This window comes from Lonsdalea populi (assembly GCF_015999465.1).
In the GTDB taxonomy this organism is placed as follows: Bacteria; Pseudomonadota; Gammaproteobacteria; order Enterobacterales; family Enterobacteriaceae; genus Lonsdalea; species Lonsdalea populi.
This window is the reverse complement of the sequence record NZ_CP065534.1, coordinates 3183702-3201021: the sequence shown is the minus strand read 5'-3', so window position 1 is coordinate 3201021 and position 17320 is coordinate 3183702. Positions and strand designations below refer to the sequence as shown.

General features: G+C 55.3%; 18 protein-coding genes. 13 read left to right on the top strand and 5 right to left on the bottom strand.

All coding sequences use genetic code 11. The features are described 5' to 3' along the window. Positions 1-43 precede the first annotated feature (43 nt). The 7 genes from rbfA (at position 44) to I6N93_RS13965 (ending at position 7217) form a co-directional block, all read left to right on the top strand. On the top strand, positions 44-448 hold the full coding sequence (gene rbfA / locus I6N93_RS13995) for a 30S ribosome-binding factor RbfA (protein WP_085688413.1): 405 nt from the start codon (positions 44-46) through the stop codon (positions 446-448). Next, positions 448-1404 carry a tRNA pseudouridine(55) synthase TruB gene (gene truB, locus I6N93_RS13990; protein WP_085688411.1) on the top strand — a complete coding sequence of 319 codons (957 nt, stop codon included), beginning with the start codon at positions 448-450 and terminating at the stop codon, positions 1402-1404. The genes rbfA and truB overlap by 1 nt, the downstream gene beginning before the upstream one ends. Positions 1405-1516: 112 nt before the next feature. Continuing rightward, complete coding sequence (rpsO, locus tag I6N93_RS13985) at positions 1517-1786, top strand: 30S ribosomal protein S15 (protein WP_026739644.1); 270 nt, start codon at positions 1517-1519, stop codon at positions 1784-1786. A 259-nt stretch (positions 1787-2045) separates the two neighbouring features. Further along, complete coding sequence (pnp, locus tag I6N93_RS13980) at positions 2046-4166, top strand: polyribonucleotide nucleotidyltransferase (protein WP_085688409.1); 2121 nt, start codon at positions 2046-2048, stop codon at positions 4164-4166. Between the two features lie 126 nt (positions 4167-4292). Further along, positions 4293-5177, top strand: coding sequence for a lipoprotein NlpI (nlpI, locus tag I6N93_RS13975; protein WP_085688407.1), 885 nt, complete (start codon positions 4293-4295; stop codon positions 5175-5177). A gap of 107 nt (positions 5178-5284) precedes the next feature. Beyond that, positions 5285-5359 carry a protein YrbN gene (gene yrbN / locus I6N93_RS17485; RefSeq protein WP_099049240.1) on the top strand — a complete coding sequence of 25 codons (75 nt, stop codon included), beginning with the start codon at positions 5285-5287 and terminating at the stop codon, positions 5357-5359. Beyond that, complete coding sequence (locus I6N93_RS13965; RefSeq protein WP_085688405.1) at positions 5352-7217, top strand: DEAD/DEAH family ATP-dependent RNA helicase; 1866 nt, start codon at positions 5352-5354, stop codon at positions 7215-7217. The genes yrbN and I6N93_RS13965 overlap by 8 nt, the downstream gene beginning before the upstream one ends. 57 nt (positions 7218-7274) lie before the next feature. Here I6N93_RS13965 and I6N93_RS13960 read toward each other — a convergent pair whose 3' ends face one another. The 3 genes from I6N93_RS13960 to ubiU form a co-directional block, all read right to left on the bottom strand. After that, entirely contained in the window at positions 7275-8297 is a 1023-nt protein-coding gene (locus tag I6N93_RS13960; protein WP_373853684.1) for a luciferase-like monooxygenase, read from the bottom strand. Positions 8298-8437: 140 nt separating this feature from the next. After that, on the bottom strand, positions 8438-9316 hold the full coding sequence (locus I6N93_RS13955; RefSeq protein ID WP_085688401.1) for a U32 family peptidase: 879 nt from the start codon (positions 9314-9316) through the stop codon (positions 8438-8440). 13 nt (positions 9317-9329) lie between these two features. Beyond that, positions 9330-10325: a ubiquinone anaerobic biosynthesis protein UbiU gene (gene ubiU / locus I6N93_RS13950; protein ID WP_085688399.1), complete on the bottom strand. Its 996-nt coding sequence runs from the start codon at positions 10323-10325 to the stop codon at positions 9330-9332. A 317-nt stretch (positions 10326-10642) separates the two neighbouring features. Between ubiU and ubiT the strand changes: the two genes are divergently transcribed. Together ubiT and I6N93_RS13940 are read left to right on the top strand one after the other, a co-directional pair. After that, positions 10643-11167 carry a ubiquinone anaerobic biosynthesis accessory factor UbiT gene (gene ubiT, locus I6N93_RS13945; protein ID WP_085688397.1) on the top strand — a complete coding sequence of 175 codons (525 nt, stop codon included), beginning with the start codon at positions 10643-10645 and terminating at the stop codon, positions 11165-11167. After that, positions 11161-11664 carry a GNAT family N-acetyltransferase gene (locus I6N93_RS13940; protein ID WP_085688395.1) on the top strand — a complete coding sequence of 168 codons (504 nt, stop codon included), beginning with the start codon at positions 11161-11163 and terminating at the stop codon, positions 11662-11664. The genes ubiT and I6N93_RS13940 overlap by 7 nt, the downstream gene beginning before the upstream one ends. On the opposite strand, the gene I6N93_RS13935 is transcribed toward I6N93_RS13940, so the two are convergent. Together I6N93_RS13935 and I6N93_RS13930 are read right to left on the bottom strand one after the other, a co-directional pair. Beyond that, entirely contained in the window at positions 11651-11956 is a 306-nt protein-coding gene (locus I6N93_RS13935) for a GIY-YIG nuclease family protein (protein WP_085688393.1), read from the bottom strand. The genes I6N93_RS13940 and I6N93_RS13935 overlap by 14 nt on opposite strands. Positions 11957-12455: 499 nt before the next feature. Continuing rightward, a complete protein-coding gene (locus tag I6N93_RS13930; RefSeq protein WP_167459567.1) occupies positions 12456-12608 on the bottom strand; it encodes a hypothetical protein in 153 nt (50 codons plus the stop codon). 450 nt (positions 12609-13058) lie between these two features. Here I6N93_RS13930 and deoC point away from each other — a divergent pair, with 450 nt between their 5' ends. The 4 genes from deoC to deoD all read left to right on the top strand — a co-directional run bounded on the left by deoC (position 13059) and on the right by deoD (position 17306). After that, positions 13059-13838, top strand: coding sequence for a deoxyribose-phosphate aldolase (gene deoC / locus I6N93_RS13925; RefSeq protein ID WP_085688391.1), 780 nt, complete (start codon positions 13059-13061; stop codon positions 13836-13838). Positions 13839-13920: 82 nt separating this feature from the next. Further along, the gene (deoA, locus tag I6N93_RS13920) at positions 13921-15306 is read left to right on the top strand and encodes a thymidine phosphorylase (RefSeq protein ID WP_085688389.1); all 1386 of its coding nucleotides are present in this window, start codon (positions 13921-13923) and stop codon (positions 15304-15306) included. Position 15307: 1 nt separating this feature from the next. Next, positions 15308-16531, top strand: coding sequence for a phosphopentomutase (deoB, locus tag I6N93_RS13915; protein ID WP_085688387.1), 1224 nt, complete (start codon positions 15308-15310; stop codon positions 16529-16531). Between the two features lie 55 nt (positions 16532-16586). Next, positions 16587-17306 (top strand): purine-nucleoside phosphorylase, encoded by a 720-nt coding sequence (gene deoD, locus I6N93_RS13910; RefSeq protein WP_085688386.1) that lies wholly within the window; start codon positions 16587-16589, stop codon positions 17304-17306. The last annotated feature ends 14 nt before the right edge of the window (positions 17307-17320 follow it).

The window sequence follows — 17320 nt, the reverse complement described above, 5'->3', positions numbered from 1 at the left end:
TTGAGGGGGCCTAGTGCCCCCTCATTTTTCCGTGAGGTTTATCATGGCAAAAGAATATAGCCGCACACAACGTGTGGCGCAGGAAATGCAAAAAGAGATCGCCATCATTCTGCAGCGCGAAGTTAAAGATCCGCGCGTAGGCATGGCGACGGTCTCCGGTGTTGAAATGTCCCGCGATCTGGCTTACGCCAAAGTTTTCGTGACCTTTCTGAACGACAACGAGCCGGAGCAGGTAAAAACCGGCATTAAAGCATTGCAGGACGCTTCCGGATTTATCCGCGTACTGCTGGGGAAAGCAATGCGCCTGCGCGTGGTGCCTGAGCTGACGTTCTCCTATGACAACTCATTGGTTGAAGGTATGCGTATGTCGAATTTGGTGACCAATGTCGTCAGAAAAGATGCCGAGCGTCGCTCTTCCTCTTCTTCGGACGAAGATCGGGAGGAGTGATGGGGCGTCCTCGTCGTCGCGGCCGGGACGTTCATGGCGTTCTGCTGCTGGATAAACAGCAGGGAACATCGTCCAATGATGTGCTGCAAAAGGTTAAACGTCTCTTCAATGCCAACAAGGCAGGGCATACTGGCGCGCTGGATCCGCTTGCGACGGGCATGCTGCCGATTTGTTTAGGTGAGGCGACTAAGTTTTCCCAGCATCTGCTGGACTCCGACAAGCGTTATCGCGTAATTGCTCGATTGGGCCAGCGGACGGATACGTCGGATGCTGACGGTAACGTCGTCGAAGAGCGCCCAGTCACGTTCACCCCTGAGGCGTTAGCACAGGCGTTAGATGGATTCCGCGGTACAACCCCGCAGGTTCCGTCGATGTTCTCTGCCCTGAAATATCAGGGACGCCCGCTGTACGAATATGCCCGTTTGGGGCAGACCGTTCCTCGCGAAGCGCGTGAAATCACGGTGTATGAGCTGCAGCAGATTCGCTGGGAAGGGGATGAACTGGAGCTGGAGATTCACTGTTCGAAAGGCACCTATATCCGTACTATCATTGACGATCTGGGTGAGAAACTTGGCTGTGGCGCTCACGTGATTTATTTGCGCCGTCTCCAGGTGGCGACGTATCCGGTAGAACGGATGGTGACCTTAGGGCAGCTGCGAGCATTGGTCGAACGTGCCGCTGCCGAAGAACAGCCTGTCAGCGCGCTGCTTGATCCCTTGCTTTTGCCTATGGACAGCGCTGTTCAGGAATTTCCTGAGGTTAATTTGCCGGAAGTCGTGGCCGGTTACCTGAAATTGGGACAGGCGGTACGTTCCATCAACGCCCCAGATTCGGGAATGGTTCGCATCACAGAAGGCGACGCGCGGAAGTTTATCGGTATGGGCACCATCGATGAAGAAGGTCGGGTCGCACCTCGTCGTCTGGTGGTCGAATATCCCGAGCCAGAGGCCGTTTGACCGCCTTGCTATCGTCTTATACTGCGGGTAGAATAGCGCGGCTCAAGTACCGGGTCGCTGAATTAGAGATCGGCACCCTTTTTATCTTATATAAAATTATTGGAGTTCTACTATGTCTCTAAGCGTTGAAGCTAAAGCAAAAATCGTTGCAGATTTCGGTCGTGATGCTAACGACAGCGGTTCTACCGAAGTTCAGGTTGCACTGCTGACCGCACAGATCAACCACCTGCAAGGTCACTTTGCTGAGCACAAAAAAGATCACCACAGCCGTCGTGGTCTGCTGCGCATGGTCTCTCAGCGTCGTAAGCTGCTGGACTACCTGAAGCGTAAAGAAGTAGCACGCTACACCAGCCTGATCGAGCGTCTGGGTCTGCGTCGTTAATCCGACGAGTTTCAGTAGAAAGGGGCCTATTATGGCCCCTTTCTTCTAGGATACGTTGCTGAAACAGAGTAATGTATTGTTGAAATAAAAATGGTCCGTTATTACAGCTATTCGCGCGGCTAATGAGAAACTTTATTCTGCCGGGAGCAGATTGAAGATTGTCATTAGTCGCGAGGATGTAGTGGCTGGATCGGGTGTAAACTGATTTGTGGCGTCCGAGATAAGTGGCGCAGCAACCCTCTGTGACAAGGATATAATTTTGCTAAATCCGATCATTCGTAAATTCCAATATGGTCAGCATACCGTCACTATCGAAACCGGTATGATGGCTCGTCAGGCTACTGCTGCCGTCATGGTCAGCATGGACGACACCGCGGTATTCGTTACCGTTGTTGGCGCTAAACAGCCGAAACCGGGTCAGGGATTTTTCCCGCTGACCGTCAACTATCAGGAGCGTACTTACGCTGCTGGTCGTTTCCCGGGCGGTTTCTTCCGTCGTGAAGGCCGTCCGAGCGAAGGCGAAACACTGATTTCTCGCCTGATTGACCGTCCTATTCGCCCACTGTTCCCGGAAGGTTTCCTGAATGAAGTTCAGGTTATCGCTACCGTTGTTTCTGTGAACCCACAGGTCAACCCGGACATCGTCGCTATGATCGGCGCATCCGCCGCGCTGAGCCTGTCTGGCATTCCGTTCAATGGCCCGATCGGCTGTGCTCGCGTTGGTTACATCAACGATCAGTACGTGTTGAACCCGACCACTGATGAGCTGAAAGAGAGCCGTCTGGATCTGGTTGTCGCCGGTACGGAAGGCGCTGTGCTGATGGTGGAATCAGAAGCAGACCTGCTGAGCGAAGATCAAATGCTGGGCGCAGTTGTTTTTGGTCATGAGCAGCAGCAGATTGTCATCGAAAATATCAATTCTCTGGTTGCTGAAGCGGGCAAGCCGAAATGGGAATGGCATGCGCCAGAAGTAAATGAAACACTGTACAGTCGCGTTAAAGCGCTGTCCGAATCTCGTCTGGGTGACGCTTACCGCATCACCGAGAAGCAGGAGCGCTATGCTCAGATCGATATCATCAAAGCTGACGTCGCTGCCGCACTGCTGGCCGAAGACGAAACGCTGGATGAAGGTGAAATCAGCGATATCCTAGGCAGCATCGAGAAAAATGTCGTTCGTAGCCGGGTTCTGAGCGGCGAGCCGCGCATCGATGGCCGTGAAAAAGACATGATCCGTGGGCTGGACGTCCGTACCGGTGTTCTGCCGCGCACGCATGGTTCTGCACTGTTCACCCGCGGTGAAACTCAGGCATTGGTCACCGCCACGCTGGGTACAGAACGCGATGCGCAGACGATTGACGAACTGACCGGCGAGCGTACTGACCGCTTCCTGCTACACTATAACTTCCCTCCTTACTCCGTGGGTGAAACGGGCATGGTCGGATCGCCGAAACGTCGTGAAATTGGTCACGGCCGTCTGGCGAAGCGCGGCGTGTTGGCCGTTATGCCGAAGGCGAGCGAGTTTCCGTACACCGTTCGTGTGGTTTCCGAAATCACTGAGTCCAACGGTTCTTCATCCATGGCTTCCGTCTGTGGCGCGTCTTTGGCGCTGATGGATGCGGGGGTGCCGATCAAAGCGGCCGTTGCCGGTATCGCGATGGGTCTGGTGAAAGAAGGCGAGAACTTCGTCGTATTGTCTGACATTCTGGGTGATGAAGACCATCTGGGCGACATGGACTTCAAAGTCGCTGGTAGCCGAGATGGCGTTACCGCGCTGCAGATGGACATCAAGATTGAAGGCATCACCCGCGAAATCATGCAGGTGGCCCTGAACCAGGCGAAGGGTGCGCGTTTGCACATCCTGGGTGTGATGGAAGAGGCGATCAGCACGCCGCGTGGCGATATCTCTGAATTCGCACCGCGTATCCATACCATCAAAATCAGCACTGACAAGATTAAAGACGTTATCGGAAAAGGCGGCTCGGTCATCCGTGCTCTGACCGAAGAAACGGGTACGACAATCGAAATCGAAGATGATGGTACGGTGAAAATTGCTTCCACCGACGGCGAAAAAGCAAAACACGCGATTCGTCGTATCGAAGAGATCACCGCAGAAATCGAAGTCGGCCGTATTTACCAAGGTAAAGTGACCCGTATCGTTGACTTCGGCGCGTTTGTGGCCATCGGCGGCGGTAAAGAAGGTCTGGTTCATATTTCTCAGATCGCCGACAAGCGTGTTGAGAAAGTGACTGATTATCTGGAAATGGGTCAGGAAGTTCCCGTCAAGGTACTGGAAGTAGACCGTCAGGGGCGCGTCCGCCTGAGTATGAAGGAAGCGACTCCTACATCCCAAGAGCCTGCGGCAGCCTCCGGCGAAGAATAACGGATAATCGTTTGGCAGCTCCTTACTGAGTTAAGGAGCTGCGTGTATGATGGGGAAGGATATCCTTATAGAAACCGTCGGGGGACAGGATGTTCATCCTTTGTTTGTCTTCTTCGGGAGTGGGTAATGAAGCCTTTCTTGCGCTGGTGTTATGTCGCGGCAGCACTCATGCTGGCAGGATGCAGCAGCATGGATTGGCGCAAAAATGCCGTTTTGGCGGTCCCGTTGCAGCCGACGCTGCAGCAGGAAGTCATTCTGGCTCGTATGGAGCAAATCCTGGCCAGCCGAGCGCTCACTCCTGATGAACGAGCACAGCTGTTATATGAGCGCGGAGTGCTGTATGATAGCTTGGGGCTACGGGCATTAGCGCGAAATGATTTTTCACAAGCGCTTTCTATCCGTCCCGACATCCCAGAGGTCTTTAATTATCTGGGGATTTACTTAACGCAGGCAGGCAATTTTGATGCTGCCTATGAAGCGTTTGATTCTGTACTAGAGCTTGATCCAACTTATAATTATGTGCGTCTCAATCGGGGGATCGCTTTGTACTACGGCGGTCGGTACCAATTGGCGCAGGATGATCTGCTAGCGTTTTATCGAGACGACCCCAATGATCCTTTCCGTTCCCTGTGGCTGTATCTGGTCGAGAAAGAAATCGACCCGGATAAGGCCGTAAGCGCATTAAGAACGCGCTACGAGGGAGCAAAGAAAGGTGTGTGGGGATGGGCTATTGTCGAATTCTACCTGGGCGAAATCAGTGAAAAGACACTGATGCAGCGCTTACAGGAAGAAGCAAAGGATAACACTTCGCTCGCTGAGCATCTCAGTGAAACTGACTTCTATTTAGGTAAGCATTACCTAAGTCTGGGGGACAAGGACACCGCTTCGGCGCTGTTTAAGCTGACGGTGGCTAACAACGTTCATAACTTTGTTGAGCACCGCTATGCATTGTTGGAATTGGCGCAGTTAGGCCAAGAGCAAGACGACCTATCAGGATCGGACCAGCAATAGCTGACGAACAATATTCAGCCTGGAATCACAACGATTTCCATCGCCTTCACTGGTGAGGGCTCTTTTGTTCGCTTTTTAATCCAATTTGAGCCGGTTCACACTTTTCAATGAAAATGACTGAAAATTTTCTCGACGAGTTATGTAGACTGGCCGCCATCTACGAGGCACGTGTACATGACTAAGCTTGAAACCTCTTTTGCCGATTTGGGGCTGTCTGCTCCGATTATTAATGCCCTGATCGATCTGGGCTACGAAAAGCCTTCGCCGATTCAGGCGGAATGTATTCCTCACCTGCTGAATGGTCGCGATGTGCTGGGTATGGCACAGACAGGCAGCGGTAAAACCGCCGCATTTGCGGTGCCGTTACTGAATAACCTGAAGCCTGAGATAAAGGCGCCTCAGATTCTGGTGCTTGCGCCGACCCGTGAGCTGGCGGTTCAGGTCTCTGAAGCATGCAATGACTTCGCTAAACATATGCACGGCGTCAACGTGGTTGCCCTGTACGGCGGCCAGCGTTATGACGTACAGCTGCGCGCTTTGCGTCAGGGACCGCAGATTGTGGTCGGTACGCCGGGTCGTTTGCTCGACCATCTGAAACGCGGCACGCTGGACCTGTCCAACCTGAGCGGTCTGGTACTGGATGAAGCCGATGAAATGCTGCGTATGGGCTTCATCGAAGACGTAGAAAACATCATGGCGCAGATCCCGGCTGAACATCAGACCGCACTATTCTCCGCTACGATGCCGGAAGCGATTCGTCGTATTACCCGTCGTTTCATGAAGGATCCGCAGGAAGTGCGTATCCAGTCAAGTCTGACGACGCGTCCCGATATCAGCCAGAGCTACTGGATGGTTCACGGCGTTCGTAAAAACGAAGCGCTAATCCGTTTCCTTGAAGCGGAAGATTTTGATGCCGCGATTATCTTCGTTCGTACCAAAAACGCGACGCTGGAAGTGGCTGAAGCGCTGGAGCGCAGCGGCTATAACAGTGCCGCGCTTAACGGCGACATGAACCAGGCTCTCCGTGAGCAAACGCTGGAACGTCTGAAAAATGGTCGTCTGGATATTCTGATTGCGACTGACGTTGCTGCACGTGGTTTGGATGTTGACCGCATCAGCCTGGTCGTGAACTACGATATCCCGATGGATGCGGAATCTTACGTTCATCGTATCGGCCGTACCGGTCGTGCGGGACGTGCCGGTCGTGCGATTCTGTTCGTTGATAACCGCGAACGTCGCCTGCTGCGTAACGTTGAACGCACCATGAAGCTGACCATTCCTGAAGTGGAACTGCCGAACGCAGAACTGCTGGGCGAACGCCGCCTGGCCAAGTTTGCCGCCAAGGTTCAAGTTCAACTGGAAAGCAGCGATCTGGATATGTACCGCGCGCTGCTGGCTAAACTGCAGCCGCAGGAAGAGCTGGATATGGAAACGCTGGCTGCCGCACTGCTGAAGATGGCGCAGGGCGAACGTCCGCTGATCCTTCCGCCGGATCCGGTATTCGATCGCCGTCCGCGTCGTGAAATGCGCGATCGTGACGATCGTTTCGACCGTCGTCGTGAAGGTGGCCGCGATAATGCGCATGACGGTGACGGTGACCGTCCGCAGCGCCGCGAGCGTCGTGATGTCGGAGATATGGAACTGTATCGCATTGAAGTGGGCCGCGATGATGGTGTTGAAGTTCGTCACATCGTGGGCGCGATTGCAAATGAAGGCGACATCAGCAGCCGTTACATCGGTAACATCAAGCTGTTCGGTACTCATTCTACGATTGAGCTGCCGAAAGGGATGCCGGGCGACCTGCTGTCCCACTTCACGCGCACGCGTATTCTCAACAAACCGATGAACATGCAGCTTCTGGGCGATGCTCAGCCACACGAGCGTCGTGAAGGTGGCCGTGGTGGTCGTTCATTCGGCGATCGTCCTAACGGTGCTCGTCCGGGCAACGGCGGCCGTGGTCGCTCTTTTAGCGGCGAACGTCGTGAAGGCGGTGGTGAACGTCGCGGAAGCCGCGTGCCACGTCAGCCGTCCAACACGTAATCATCTGGACTAACGTAGTCACACGCATCAAGCCAGCCTCCGGGCTGGTTTTTTTTGTCAGTCGATCCGCGCTTCCCGCATCACTTCCTGCTGTAATCCCGCTACTATTTCAAATGAACGCAGTCTGGCCTGATGGTCGAAGATCGAGGCGTTGATCATCAACTCATCCGCCTGAGTTTGCCTCAGCAGCATCTGTAACCCATGACGTACCTGTGAGCGATCGCCCACGATGGAAAGCCGCAGGGTCTGTTCAACCGAGAGTTGTTCGGCCGGCGTCCAAACGTCATCCATCTCTTGTACCGGCGCGGGCAGCGGCCCCGGCACGCCACGGCGCAAATTGATGAACTGCTGCTGCTGCGATGTAAACAGGAAACGAGCATCGGCGATGCTCTCCGCAGCGATGACGTTGATGCAGATCATCGCGTAGGGCTGCGACTGTTGCGCGGAAGGCTGGAATCTATCGCGATAGAGTTGCAGTGCCTGAATCAGCATATCCGGCGCAAAGTGGGCGGCGAAAGCAAACGGCAGCCCCAACGCAGCGGCTAACTGCGCGCTATACAGGCTGGAGCCCAGCAGCCAGATCGGTACGTTAAGACCCTGACCCGGTACGGCCTGCACCGTCTGATCCGGCTGTGCCGGGGCCAGATAACGCTGCAATTCCTGAACATCCGCAGGGAAATCATCCTCTTCCCCTTTTAAATGACGCCGCAAAGCGATCATGGTGCGGCGATCGCTGCCCGGCGCGCGCCCCAGTCCCAGATCGATGCGCCTTGGATAGAGGGATTCCAGCGTTCCGAACTGTTCGGCGATCACTAGCGGCGCATGGTTGGGCAGCATGACTCCGCCGGAGCCTAGCCGAATGTGTTCGGTGCCTGCCGCCAGATAGCCGAGCAGAACGGAGGTGGCCGCGCTGGCGATACCGGTCATATTGTGATGCTCGGCGAGCCAGTAGCGGTGATATCCCCATTGCTCTGCATGCCTAGCTAAGTCCAGAGAGCGGTGAAAGGCGTCGCGCGGTGTTGCTCCAGCAGGAATGGGGGCCAGATCCAGTACGGAAAAAGTGACAGGTTGTTGTGACATAGGCATGATTCACCGGGTTAAGGGCCAACCCGGGAGCAGGCCAACCGCAAAATATTATCGAACAATCATAGTACGCAATATTCAGCGGTAGTAGCGGATGAGGCGTGCGGATGCCCCGGCGTTTAGAGCCTCCGGCGAGGTCAGTCTACCAGCTCCAGGCCGGGCAGACGGTGCCAGTACCCGTTACATTCTTTCTCCTGATGCAACGGCAGCGGCTGTGCGCCGTGTTCGTTGGCGCGAAACTGATCGAGCACGTCCAGCGTTTCTATACCGAGCGGCGAGATCCGGATGATATCCACGAGCCCCTCCATAGAGGCCAGCTCGTTGCCGAGGTTATAGCAATATCCACTCTGGGTCTGAATGCCGTTGAGCACGAACACCTGCTGATTTTCCTGCGACATCACCTTGCGGCCCTGCGGATAATGAATGCAGCAAGTTTCGCACTCATCTTTGGGTCGATTTTCCGATCGCGCGGTAAAACAGCGGGCGGAGTAGGCCAGCGGCAGATGACCGTAGCTCAGCACTTCAACTTCGAACTTATCGCGCAAGCCGAGTTCGTCGCACTGGTTGAGCAGATGCTGCAGCCAGTCGCGCGATAATTCTACCGGCATACACCAGCGGACCATCCCTTGTTTATGCAACAGTCTCAGCGTATAGGCGTTGTAGCAGTTCAATGCATGCCCGGCGACAAACGGCAGATGATGCTCCTCTGCCATGTTGACGGCACCGAGGTCGTTGGCCTCTAACAGAAAGTCGCCGTTTTCGACGTAACGCCTGAGCTCGTTCAGCTCTGAGGGCGCCTGCAGCAACGCCAGCGTGGAAATGACCACCTGTTTGCCGCTGGCGGACACTTCACGAGCGAGTTCCAGCCAGTCGTTGACTTTCATGCCGCGGCGCTTGCTGCATACGGTTTCCCCGAGATAGACGATATCCGCGCTGCTGGACATGGCGGCCCGATAAAAGGCTTCAATATCTGCTTTGGGCCAATAGTAAAGGATGGCTCCCAATGCATACTTCATAGTGTTCTCCTGACTACTGCCATTCACGGTGATATGCGCCCAGCGTGGTTTGCGTGCCTTCGGCGACGGCACCCAGGGCGTTCATCCATTCGGGGGTGGGGGCATAGCGTTCTGGGGATGCCTTGCAGCGGTCGATCGCCTCACGCCACACCCGCGTGACCTGGCTGACATAGGCAGGGCTGCGCTGGCGTCCTTCGATCTTCACTGAGGCGATATTCGCCGCCATCAGTTCCGGCAATAGCGAGAGCGTATTCAGGCTGGTCGGCTCTTCCAGCGCATGGTAGCGCTTGCCGTCCACCAGATAACGACCTTTGCACAGCGTGGGATAGCCGGCGTTTTCGTTCTCCTGATAGCGGTCGATCAGCACATTATTCAGGCGAGACTCCATCCCCTTGTCGGTCTGCTGCCAGCGCACAAATCGCGCCGGAGAACAGGCGCCCACGGTATTGGGCGACTCACCGGTCAGATAGGAAGAGAGGTAGCAGCGTCCTTCCGCCATGATGCACAGACTGCCGAAAGCGAAAACCTCCAGCGGCACCGGGCTGGTGCGGGCAAGCTGTTTGACCTGATGGATAGACAGCACGCGCGGCAGTACGACGCGCGCCACGTCGAAATGTTTTTGATAAAAACGGATAGCCTCCTCGTTGGTGGCCGAGGCTTGCACGGAAACGTGGCGTTCGATATGCGGATAGCGTTCCGCTGCGTATTCCAATGTAGCCAGGTCCGCCAGGATCAGGACATCTGCACCCGCCTGCGCGGCGCTATCCACGGCGCGTTGCCAGCGTTGGAAACCGTCTGGATGGGCGAAGGTATTGATGGCGATATGCAGTTTGCGCTTATGCTGATGCACGTAGCTGCGGGCTTCCTGCAATTTTTTATCGTTAAAGTTAAGTCCGGCGAAATGTCGTGCGTTGGTATCATCTTTAAGCCCGATGTACACCGCGTCTGCACCATTATCAATAGCGGCTTTTAGAGCCGGCAAATTACCGGCGGGGCAAAGTAATTCCATACCTATTCCTTCACTCATCAAGGCCTTCGTCATATTTAAACGGAGGCGATCAATGATGTCGTCTGATTGATGAAGCAGGTTATCAGTCAATTAAAAATGCTGACGAAAAGGCATCTTAGTTAACCCGTTGTGGCAACACTTTGATTTGAACCAGTATATAGTGTGATGAAAATAATATAGCAGACGCGCGTATATCGTGATTTGACGATAACCGGCTACATTGTTGATGTAAGCCGCCGTCGCGAGTCGGCAATGTGGCAAAATGATGTCAGAGTATCGTGTCGTCTATATCGCTTTAGCTTTAGAGGAGTACGCCAGTGCTGGAACAACTACGGGCGCAAATAGTGCGTCAGGGGCCGAGATTTTTGGGCAAACCGTTAGCGTTCACGCCCTTTTCCCTGCAGCGCCGGATATTGGAGCAACTGCTGCAGTGGCAGTTCCGTCAGGCGCTGGAAGATGGCGATCTGACGTTTTTGGCAGATCGCTGGTTGCAAATTGAAGTCCGGGATATGGGGCTGTGTTGGTTTATGACCCAGCGCGACGGTCGTCTGCAGGTCAGCCGCAATGAAGTCGCAGAAGTCACGTTCAGCGCCGATGCCAACGATCTGATTCTGATCGCGGCGCGTAAAGAAGATCCCGATACGTTGTTCTTCCAGCGTCGTCTGCGTATCGAAGGGGATACGGAACTGGGACTGTACGTGAAGAATCTGATGGATGCCGTCGAGCTGGAAAGCATGCCGACTCCGCTGCGTGTTGCGCTGCTGCAGCTGGCGGACTTCGTTGAGTCGGGACTGCGGGAGGGCGCGGAGCAGGCGACGGCACATGCGCCGGCGTCATGCTAATCCGTGTTGAAATTCCTGTCGATGCGCCGGGGATCGATCGTCTGCTTCGATACTCATTTCCTACTTCGGCTGAGGCCGAACTGGTGCAAGCGCTGCGTGAAAACGGTCAGTTGACCTTAGGCATGGTGGCGACGGATGATGAGGGCGGTGTGGTCGGCTATGCCGCCTTCAGTCCGGTCAGCATTGAAGGGGAAGAGCTTCAGTGGGTCGGACTGGCGCCGCTGGCGGTCGATGAAAGCCTGAGAAAGCAAGGCTTGGGTGAGCATCTGGTGTATGCAGGTCTGGATTCGCTTAATGAATTCGGCTACGCCGCGGTGGTCGTTTTCGGCGACCCGGCTTATTTTTCCCGTTTTGGCTTTGTCGCGGCGTCGGAACATCAGCTCTGCTGCTGCCGGCAAGGTCCCTCATCGACCTTCCAGATCTACCCGCTGGCGGACAATCACTTTCAGGGCGTCAGCGGAAAAGTGGCATTCGCCGATCCGTTCAATCGCATTTAAATTCGGCTAAAAAGCGGGCGATAGACTCTGGCTGGTCGCGAACCAGCCGCTCTTTCTGCGTCTTGCTCAGCTGTTTGATGCGATATTCCCACTGCAGCGCAATGGAGCGACTGTCTACCTCACACTGATATACCAAAGAGAGTTCGCCCTTTCCGCGCAGCGAGCGGGCGCCTTTGCCCGCCTGATGCTGAGCCAAACGGCGCGCGGTATCGGTGGTGATGCCGGTATACAGCATGCCGCCGGCTGTACGCAGCATATAGACAAACCAGCCTGGTGATGGAGCATCCTGCATCGTCGTGGCTTTCTCGTTCAAAGATAAACTAAACGTGTATTTTACGGTGTTCTGCGTCTAAAGGTGAATGCCTTCGCTATGTGGGTTACGGATAATGATGAATCGCCAATAAAGTTCATGATGGCAGGAACGTCATCGTTTATTTATTGCCGCGACATTGGCGTCTTTTCCATTATTTCATGATCATTTTAGGGATCTTCAATAAAACATAAACAGAGGCATAAATATGTTGAATATATAGGTTAAATCAATATTTTCTGTCTTTATCAGTCAAAGCGTAAATGTTGTTGAGGGTTTCCAGTTAATACTTTTTTTACCGCGTCATCCTGATTTTGTCATTATCCTTAACAGTGCGATCGACAATATAAGCTTTTAGCCGTGTGGATAAGAAGAGGCGCAGCATCGAAGTTTATATGGAGGTCGAGCGAGACGGTATTCATCGTTCTTTGGCTTGGTATGGATGAAGAGGCCGCTTGCGCCCCTTCATTCTATAATGAACTCAATAGCAGGAGAGGCACTCATCAGCGATACAGCACGTCGCCAAATCATCCTTCGGTGTATTAATCACAAGCCCGCTTTTTGTCGCCATAACGGGACCAGCGATGGTGGAGAGCAGCAATAAACCACAAATAGAGAGAGTAATTTTTTTCACGAATAACATCCTTATTGAAATATCCCAGGAATGGAACGGCTATTAATTACTGTTAATCTGAATCGGTTTCAAGATTTATAATCGGCGATTTGGGGGGCCATAAACCCCTGGTTTTTTTATTTCTCCCGTAGCTCCCGTGAATATAAACGCCGTCAATACAGGTTATATTCCCGGCGCAGGGAACCATCCGGTAGGGAAACGCGAGATAAACGCTCAACAGCGGTTGAACGCGAGGCCTTTTGTTGCGAAAACGGGGATAGCGAGTCTTCGTTTTGTGACTTATTGTTATTTCTGGGAAGCGTCTTCACACGTTATTCACGTTACTGTGGTCCAATAGCGGCAGTAGCAAGGCTTCTTTTTTATCGGTGATACGACGTTCGATCTCTTTTCTGTCGATAAACGTGACAAGCGGACGATGGAGCACCGCCGACTGACAATGGGAGTGGCGATATGACTGATTTAACCGCTGCCGCGCAGCGCGCACTGGGGCTGATGGATCTGACGACCCTGAACGATGACGATACGTACGAAAAGGTGGTCGCTTTGTGTCGGCAGGCAAACACTCCTGCCGGGCATACGGCCGCGATCTGTATTTATCCCCGCTTTATTCCGCTGGCGCGCAAGGCGCTGCGCGATCAGGGTACGCCGGAGATCCGTATCGCGACGGTGACCAATTTTCCCCATGGCAACGATGATGTGGCGATAGCGCTGGCGGAAACCCGCGCCGCGATTGCCTACGGCGCGGATGAAGTTGACGTGGTCTTTCCGTTCCGGGCGATGCTGGCGGGGGAAATGCGGCTCGGTTTTGATTTGGTGCAAGCCTGTAAGCAGGCGTGCGTAGAACACCAGGTATTGCTGAAGGTCATTATCGAAAGCGGTGAGCTTAAAGAGGACGCGTTCATTCGACAGGCCAGTGAAATCGCGATTAACGCGGGTGCCGACTTTATCAAAACGTCGACCGGCAAAGTGCCTGTTAACGCCACCTTGCATAGTGCGGAGGTCATGCTGAACGTGATCAAAGACATGCGCGTCGGCGATCGGGTGGGATTCAAAGCGGCTGGCGGTGTGCGCACCGCTGAAGAGGCGGCACGGTATTTGCAGCTGGCAGAGAGCATTATGGGCGCGGGCTGGGCGGATGCGCGGCACTTCCGTTTCGGGGCTTCCGGACTGTTAAGCAGCTTGCTGAATACGCTGGGGCGCGATACCGAAACCGCACGCAGGGATTATTAGTGATTAACGCCGGCTGACTCTGCCGGCGGCACCCCGCTCAGTACAGCGAGAGAGTACGGAAGAACGGGTAGGAGGCGCTACCTTGATGTTAATCCCAGAAATTATTCGTAAGAAACGTGACGGACACTCGCTCAGCGAGGAGGAGATCCGCCATTTCGTCAACGGTATTCGCGACAATACCGTGTCGGAGGGGCAGATTGCGGCGCTGGCGATGACCATCTATTTCCATGATATGACCATGGATGAACGCGTGGCGCTGACATTGGCGATGCGCGACTCCGGCACGGTGCTGGACTGGCGATCCCTCAATCTGAACGGACCGCTGGTGGACAAACATTCCACCGGCGGCGTGGGTGATGTGACCTCGCTGATGCTGGGACCGATGGTGGCCGCCTGCGGCGGCTATGTACCGATGATCTCCGGCAGAGGTTTGGGGCATACCGGCGGTACGCTTGACAAACTGGAGTCCATTCCCGGCCTGGATATTTACCCGGACGATAATCGCTTTCGGGAGATGATTCAGCAGGTTGGGGTCGCGATCATTGGGCAGACCCATTCGCTGGCACCGGCGGATCGTCGCTTCTATGCCACGCGCGATACCACCGCCACCGTTGATACGATCCCACTTATCACCGCCTCTATTCTGGCGAAAAAGCTGGCGGAAGGACTGGATGCGCTGGTGATGGACGTCAAGGTCGGCTCTGGGGCGTTCATGCCGACCTACGCGGAGTCAGAGCAGCTGGCGCGAGCTATCGTTGGCGTCGCCAATCACGCCGGGTGCCGAACCAGCGCGCTGTTGACCGATATGAATCAGGTGCTGGCATCGAGCGCCGGCAATGCGCTCGAAGTGCGGGAAGCCGTGCGCTTCCTGACCGGCGCGCAGCGAAATCCGCGGCTGTTCGAGGTTACGATGGCGCTGTGCGAAGAGATGCTGGTGGCGGGGAATCTGGCCGACTCGGCGCAAGATGCCCGGCGACAGCTCACTGCGGTGCTGGAAAACGGCCGGGCGGCGGAGGTCTTTGGCCGTATGGTGGCCGCGCAGGGCGGTCCGGCCGATTTCGTCGAACGCTATGAGCGCTATCTGTTGCCCGCCACGCTGAGTAAACCCGTTTTCGCCGAACGCGACGGCGTCATTGCCTCTATGGATACCCGCGCCTTGGGTATGGCAGTGGTATCACTGGGTGGTGGACGCCTGCGGCCAGATGATACTATTGACCATAGCGTGGGATTGAGCGACATGGTTAGCTTGGGAGAACACGTGGATTCTCAGCGTCCACTGGCCATTATTCATGCCAATACCGAAGTGCAATGGCAGCAGGCCGCACAGCAAATTCAGGCAGCGGTGACGGTGAGCGACCGGGCATCGGAGGCGCACCCGATGATTTATCGCCGGTTGAACATCTCAGATGTCGACGCTGTCGAAGAGTGTGTGGAGCAGGGCCCCAGAAAAGAACGCAGGAGAGAGTGACATGAAGCGTGCATTTATTATGGTGCTGGATTCATTTGGCATCGGCAGCGCCGCCGACGCCGAGCGGTTTGGCGACGTCGGTTCGGATACGTTGGGCCACATCGCGCAGGCCTGTGCTGAAGGCCGCGCCGATCAAGGACGTCAGGGACCACTGTCTTTACCGAATCTGAGCCGCCTGGGTCTGGGCAAGGCGGCGGAAGCATCAACCGGCTGCTTCCCGGCAGGTCTGGATGCGCAGGCTGACATTATCGGGGCTTATGCCCACGCCAGTGAAATCTCCTCGGGGAAAGATACGCCGTCGGGTCATTGGGAAATCGCCGGGGTCCCGGTCCTGTTTGACTGGGGCTATTTCCACGACACGAAAAACAGTTTCCCTCAGCCGCTGCTGGACCTGCTGGTCGAGCGCGCCGACCTGCCCGGCTATCTCGGCAACTGCCATTCATCCGGCACGGTGATTTTGGATGAGCTGGGTGAAGAACACATGAAGACCGGCAAGCCGATCTTCTACACCTCGGCGGATTCGGTATTCCAAATCGCCTGCCACGAAGAAACCTACGGGCTGGATAACCTGTACGCGCTGTGTGAAATCGCGCGGGAAGCGTTGACCGAGGGCGGCTACAACATTGGCCGCGTGATTGCGCGTCCGTTCGTAGGGGATAAAGCGGGCAACTTCCAACGCACCGGTAACCGTCACGACCTGGCGGTAGAGCCGCCGGCGCCTACCGTGCTGAAAAAGCTGGTGGATGAGAAAAACGGCCACGTGGTGTCGGTCGGTAAGATCGCCGATATCTACGCCAACGTCGGCATCACCAAAAAGGTCAAAGCGACCGGTCTGGACGCGCTGTTTAATGCCACGCTGAAGGAAATGGACGCCGCTGGCGACGATACGATCGTGTTTACTAATTTTGTCGACTTCGACTCTTCCTACGGCCACCGCCGCGACGTATCTGGCTATGCCGCCGCGCTGGAGCAGTTCGACCGCCGGTTGCCTGAGCTGATGGAGAAGGTCGGTGAAGGGGACATCCTGATCCTGACCGCGGACCACGGTTGCGATCCCACCTGGCCGGGTACGGATCACACGCGTGAGCACGTACCGGTACTGATTTACGGTCCGCAGGTGCAGCCGGGATCGCGCGGTCATCGCCCCACCTTTGCGGATATCGGGCAGACCGTGGCGAGCTATTTCGGCGTTTCGCCGATGGACTATGGAACCTCAATGCTGTGAGCCGGTAGGCTGACGGAACAACGAATATTTACGCTGATGAAAAGGAACAATAAGGATGGCTACGCCTCACATTAATGCTGAAATGGGTGATTTTGCGGACGTGGTACTGATGCCGGGCGACCCGCTGCGCGCAAAATATATCGCCGAGACCTTTCTGGAAGACGCGGTAGAAGTGAATAACGTGCGCGGCATGTTGGGCTTCACCGGGACCTATAAAGGCCGCCGCATTTCGGTGATGGGACACGGTATGGGCATCCCGTCCTGTTCTATCTACGCGAAAGAACTGATCACCGAGTTCGGCGTGGAAAAAATTATCCGTATCGGCTCCTGCGGCGCGGTCAGCGAAAACGTGAAGGTTCGCGATGTCGTTATCGGCATGGGCGCCTGCACCGACTCCAAAGTGAACCGCATGCGTTTCAAGGATCACGACTTCGCGGCGATCGCCGACTACGATCTGCTGCGTCATGCGGTAGACGCGGCCAAGTCGCGCGGCGTTAAGGTGCGCGTGGGTAACCTGTTTTCCGCCGACCTGTTCTATACGCCGGATCCGCAGATGTTCGACGTCATGGAGAAGTACGGCGTGCTGGGCGTAGAAATGGAAGCGGCGGGCATCTACGGCGTTGCGGCTGAATTCGGCGCCAGGGCGCTGGCGATCTGCACCGTGTCCGACCATATCCGTACTCAGGAAGTCACCACGGCGGAAGAGCGTCAGACCACCTTCAATGAGATGATTGAAATCGCGCTTGAATCCGTTCTGCTGGGTGACAAGGACTAGTCTATCCGTTGCAA

Bases quoted from the DNA above. Each gene is read 5' to 3' on its own strand.
- rbfA (WP_085688413.1), top strand. From the start codon at position 44: ATGGCAAAAGAATATAGCCGCACACAACGTGTGGCGCAGGAAATGCAA.
- truB (WP_085688411.1), top strand. From the start codon at position 448: ATGGGGCGTCCTCGTCGTCGCGGCCGGGACGTTCATGGCGTTCTGCTG.
- rpsO (WP_026739644.1), top strand. From the start codon at position 1,517: ATGTCTCTAAGCGTTGAAGCTAAAGCAAAAATCGTTGCAGATTTCGGT.
- nlpI (WP_085688407.1), top strand. From the start codon at position 4,293: ATGAAGCCTTTCTTGCGCTGGTGTTATGTCGCGGCAGCACTCATGCTG.
- I6N93_RS13965 (WP_085688405.1), top strand. From the start codon at position 5,352: ATGACTAAGCTTGAAACCTCTTTTGCCGATTTGGGGCTGTCTGCTCCG.
- I6N93_RS13960 (WP_373853684.1), bottom strand. From the start codon at position 8,297: ATGTCACAACAACCTGTCACTTTTTCCGTACTGGATCTGGCCCCCATT.
- I6N93_RS13955 (WP_085688401.1), bottom strand. From the start codon at position 9,316: ATGAAGTATGCATTGGGAGCCATCCTTTACTATTGGCCCAAAGCAGAT.
- ubiU (WP_085688399.1), bottom strand. From the start codon at position 10,325: ATGGAATTACTTTGCCCCGCCGGTAATTTGCCGGCTCTAAAAGCCGCT.
- I6N93_RS13940 (WP_085688395.1), top strand. From the start codon at position 11,161: ATGCTAATCCGTGTTGAAATTCCTGTCGATGCGCCGGGGATCGATCGT.
- I6N93_RS13935 (WP_085688393.1), bottom strand. From the start codon at position 11,956: ATGCAGGATGCTCCATCACCAGGCTGGTTTGTCTATATGCTGCGTACA.
- deoC (WP_085688391.1), top strand. From the start codon at position 13,059: ATGACTGATTTAACCGCTGCCGCGCAGCGCGCACTGGGGCTGATGGAT.
- deoB (WP_085688387.1), top strand. From the start codon at position 15,308: ATGAAGCGTGCATTTATTATGGTGCTGGATTCATTTGGCATCGGCAGC.
- deoD (WP_085688386.1), top strand. From the start codon at position 16,587: ATGGCTACGCCTCACATTAATGCTGAAATGGGTGATTTTGCGGACGTG.